The organism is Gilliamella sp. CG22 (genome assembly GCF_046635725.1).
Lineage (GTDB): Bacteria > Pseudomonadota > Gammaproteobacteria > Enterobacterales > Orbaceae > Gilliamella > Gilliamella apicola_I.
Window position 1 is genome coordinate 1 of sequence record NZ_JBIDFK010000021.1, and the last position, 4,220, is coordinate 4,220.

Annotated in this window: 4 protein-coding genes; all 4 read right to left on the minus strand. The window is 31.5% G+C overall.

All coding sequences use genetic code 11. The annotated features are described in order from the left end of the window. On the minus strand, positions 1-184 hold a 184-nt coding region (locus ACGH46_RS10890), incomplete at its 3' end, for a hypothetical protein (RefSeq protein ID WP_411605630.1). Further along, a complete protein-coding gene (locus tag ACGH46_RS10895) occupies positions 181-1,593 on the minus strand; it encodes a hypothetical protein (protein WP_411605631.1) in 1,413 nt (470 codons plus the stop codon). The genes ACGH46_RS10890 and ACGH46_RS10895, both read right to left, overlap by 4 nt. A gap of 16 nt (positions 1,594-1,609) precedes the next feature. Then, on the minus strand, positions 1,610-3,028 hold the full coding sequence (locus tag ACGH46_RS10900; protein WP_411605632.1) for a hypothetical protein: 1,419 nt from the start codon (positions 3,026-3,028) through the stop codon (positions 1,610-1,612). 4 nt (positions 3,029-3,032) lie between these two features. After that, the coding region (locus tag ACGH46_RS10905) for a peptidoglycan-binding domain-containing protein (RefSeq protein ID WP_411605634.1) at positions 3,033-4,220 on the minus strand (1,188 nt) is incomplete at its 5' end.

Genomic DNA, 4,220 nt, shown 5'->3' on the forward strand with positions numbered 1-4,220 from the left:
CTTTATTATTCTCTATCCATAATGTTTTAGTTTCACTTTTTGATGTTTGAATCTCTATTTGGAACCAGTTGATATTCTGTTCTTTACTTAATATTTTTATTTCCGAGTCTTTAAGACGCTCACCGACTTCCGTATCCGATTCTGATGCTGACGCCAGTAATTTTGCACCTTTTAATATTATCATTCTTGGTAAGTTAGCTCGATAACTGTAGGCTGTCTGTAGGCTGCAAAATAATCCTCACCCACAATAAAGAGCATTTCGTTCATATAAATCGCTTTATTTCCATTTAGTAGAAATTTAGCTAATGGTGATTTGTCGATATTGTCAAATGTGATATATTCCAACTCGTCACTAATATCTATATTAAATTCTTTAAAATTTTCGACTTGCTGTTGATAAAGTTTTTCATTACCAAATAACTGTTTTGACTTCGCTTTACCAAAGGTGAATGAATAGGCTTGTTGATAATTAACACAAAGCTTTTTATCAGCAGGATTTAAGGTTAGTGTGATATCATCAAGTTCATCGAATGTAATTTTCTTAAATCGCATATAATTATTTGCTTGTTGACTAGTTAGTAAAAGGCTTTTTGTTGAATGTGTTTTGTTATCTTTAACCGCTAATTTACTGTAGCAATTTGACGTGACAGGTAACTCTTGAAACTTCCCTTCATTTGTCACTTGAAAATGTTGTACTTCTATTGTTTCATCTTCAAAACGTTGGCGACGCTCAATAAAATAGTTTTTGTCAATAGTAAAATAACGATAACCAACAGGTTGTCCATCACCACCTGGACCGCCTCGAGTTGTAGTCCGATAACTAAATAAGACCAGTTTATCTAGAACCTTATAATCATTAGAAAACAGATATAAATATGAATCAACATCACCACTATCCCAACCTACATCAATTAATATTGGATTTATAATCGGTGAAATAGAAGGATATTTTGCTCCGGATATATCTGTTGCAAACCAAGGAAGATCTAAAAAATTTTTAAAATGAATGGATAACGGTTTTAATACGTGGTCTTGATATAGCACAAAAGTATCGTTTGCATTAAACGGAACATTGATTGTGGCTAACGGAGGAACTTGTTTAATAAATTCTTTTTCAAAATAAGGTTTTGAATAAAATACTGGTTTACCGTCGTTTCCAAACAGAAGCAGCATATCATCCAATAGTAATGCCTGCCGATTTTGTGTTACATACTGTTTTAATAGGCTGTTATCAATATTTTTATCAAATTGAAGATAAGTAATATTATCTTTTAATTTAATATTATAATTATACTCTAATAATGCTTGCCTCTTTTTTAAATCAAAATATGTTTTTTCTATATTATTGCTTTTAAAAAAATCTTCTGCTGGCATCGTATTATGTTTAATCAAAAACGACTGATTATTGAAATAAAATTTATTACCATGTAATTTTATATCAAAATCAATCGTTGTTTCATTTACTAATGTATTGCTAATACCATAAATAATTCCCCAATTATCTGGCGCTTTTTTTTCATCAGCTATCGCTGATGATACGATTAAATTTAATAATAGAGAAAATAATACAAAATAGTAATTACTTTGTTGCATATTGTTAACCTTAATCCTAATTCATTTCTTGATAGGTTAATTCAGTTTCTGTAGGCTGCCTGTAGGCTGCGAGATAATCTTCACCCACAATAAAGAGCATTTCGTTCATATAAATCGCTTTATTTCCATTGAGTAGAAATTTAGCTAATGGTGATTTGTCGATATTGTCAAATACGATATATTCCAACTCGTCACTAATATCTATATTAAATTCTTTAAAATTCTCGACTTGCTGTTGATAAAGTTTTTCATTACCAAATAACTGTTTTGACTTCGCTTTACCAAAGGTGAATGAATAGGCTTGTTGATAATTAACACAAAGCTTTTTATCAGCAGGATTTAAGGTTAGTGAGATATCATAAAGTTCATCGATTCTCTTGCTTTCAAAGCGCATATAATTATTTGCTTGTTGACTAGTTAGTAAAAGGCTTTTTGTTGAATGTGTTTTGTTATCTTTAACCGCTAATTCACTGTAGCAATTTGACGTGACAGGTAACTCTTGAAACTTCCCTTCATTTGTCACTTGAAAATGTTGTACTTCTATTGTTTCATCTTCAAAACGTTGGCGACGCTCAATAAAATAGTTTTTGTCAATAGTAAAATAACGATAACCAACAGGTTGTCCATCACCACCTGGACCGCCTCGAGTTGTAGTCCGATAACTAAATAACACCAGTTTATCTAGAACGTTATAATCATTAGAAAACAGATATAAATATGAATCCGTCTCACCACTATCCCAACCTACATCAATAAATATTGGATTTATAGTAGGTGAAATAGAAGGATACTTTGCTCCGGATATATATATTGCAAACCACGGAAGATCTAAAAAATTTTTAAAATGAATGGATAGCTTTTTTAATACGCCGTCTCGATATAGCACAAAAGCATCCTCTTGGTTAAATGGAACATTGATTGTGGGTAACGGAGGGACTTGTTTAATAAATTCTTTTTCAAAATAAGGCTTTGAATAAAACACTGGCTTACCATTTTTTCCAAACAGAAGCAGCATATCATCTAATAATAAGGCCTGTCGATTTTGTGTTACATACTGTTTTAATAGGCTATTATCAATATTTTTATCAAACTGAAGATAAGTAATGTTATCTTTTAATTTAATATTATAACTATGCTCTAATAATGTTTGCTTCTTTTTTAAATCTATATATGCTTGTTCAATATTATTACTTTTAAAAAAATCTTCTATAGGCATCGTATTATGTTTAATCAAAAACGACTGATTATTGAAATAAAATTTATTACCACGCAATTTTATATCAAAATCAATCGTTGTTTCATCTACCAATGTATTGCTAATACCATAAATAATTCCCCAATTATCTGGCGCTTTTTTTTCATCAGCTATCGCTGATGATACGATTAAATTTAATAATAGAGAAAATAATACAATATAGTAATTACTTTGTTGCATATTGTTAACCTTTATTAGTGATTAATGTTTGCATTGATATGCCATTGACTTGTTCAACACTTTTGGCAAAGTATTCATCTTTCAAATAAACTAATTCAAAACTTCTGACATCATAATGTACCCATGTTGATGCTACAGCTTGATCTGTAGATATTTTTACGCGATTTCCTGGCTCTAAAGAAACAAAATTTGGTTTAGCCCATCTGTATTGAGCATCACAATACTTAATCATCACCTCTCTTGCATCATCACATAAATTAGCTGTTGTGATTTTTGGATTATTGTAAACCATATGAATATCTAGCGCTTTTCCCATATGATTCGTGGTTTTTCTGTTATTATGAAAGTTATTATCACTCCAACAGCGGTATCCGGATTCAACTTTTTCAATTTTCATATTTCGTTGATCAAAGTGTTTCAAATAAAATTTCCAGGCTCTTAATACCCAAAATAACGTTCTATGTAACCCGGGATATTCATACTGTCTGTACTGTTCAACAGGATCTTCCTTCTGTTTTTGCTCAGAATACCTCCCGAGCCCAAATCCTCCACATTTTAAACCTTCTAGTTTTTTATAAGTTGAACATTTACACTTAGCTTGAGCAAAATATGTTTCTATTGGATATTCATCTTGAAACTTATCAATCGCTTCAATTACTTCCATATTAACAACACCCGTTTCTTCAACTTTCATATAATCACGTTGAAACTGTTTGATCATGTTTTCTGTTCTTTCCGTAAACTCATCAGTCGGGACATTGCCACCAAAACCGGCAAGACGGATATTGATTTCTCGAATTATTTCATCTTTATCACCTTTTTGGAAAAGCACTTTATTATCAGAGAAATAATTTACCATAGATACCGGATGTATAAACCACACCCGACCATTTTGACTTAACGTGGCAAGCGTTGATGAAGTTTCGGTTTGATTAGTTGAGGTGTCTGCTGATTGCTCTTTTTTAGTTTCTGCGTCACTTTGTTCTGTCTGTTGACTTTGCTTAGCTAAACCTTTGGTGACATCATCCCACCAGAGCATTTTTGTCGCTTTTTCTTTGCTTTTTTCCCATAATTTATACTTCTCTTCTAACTCATTTATTTTCCCCAATAAGTTTAGTTGCTCTTGTGTTAATTTCTTGTCGGGTGCATCTTCATAACCATCTGGAAAACGTTGATAATCTCTTCTTTGTTG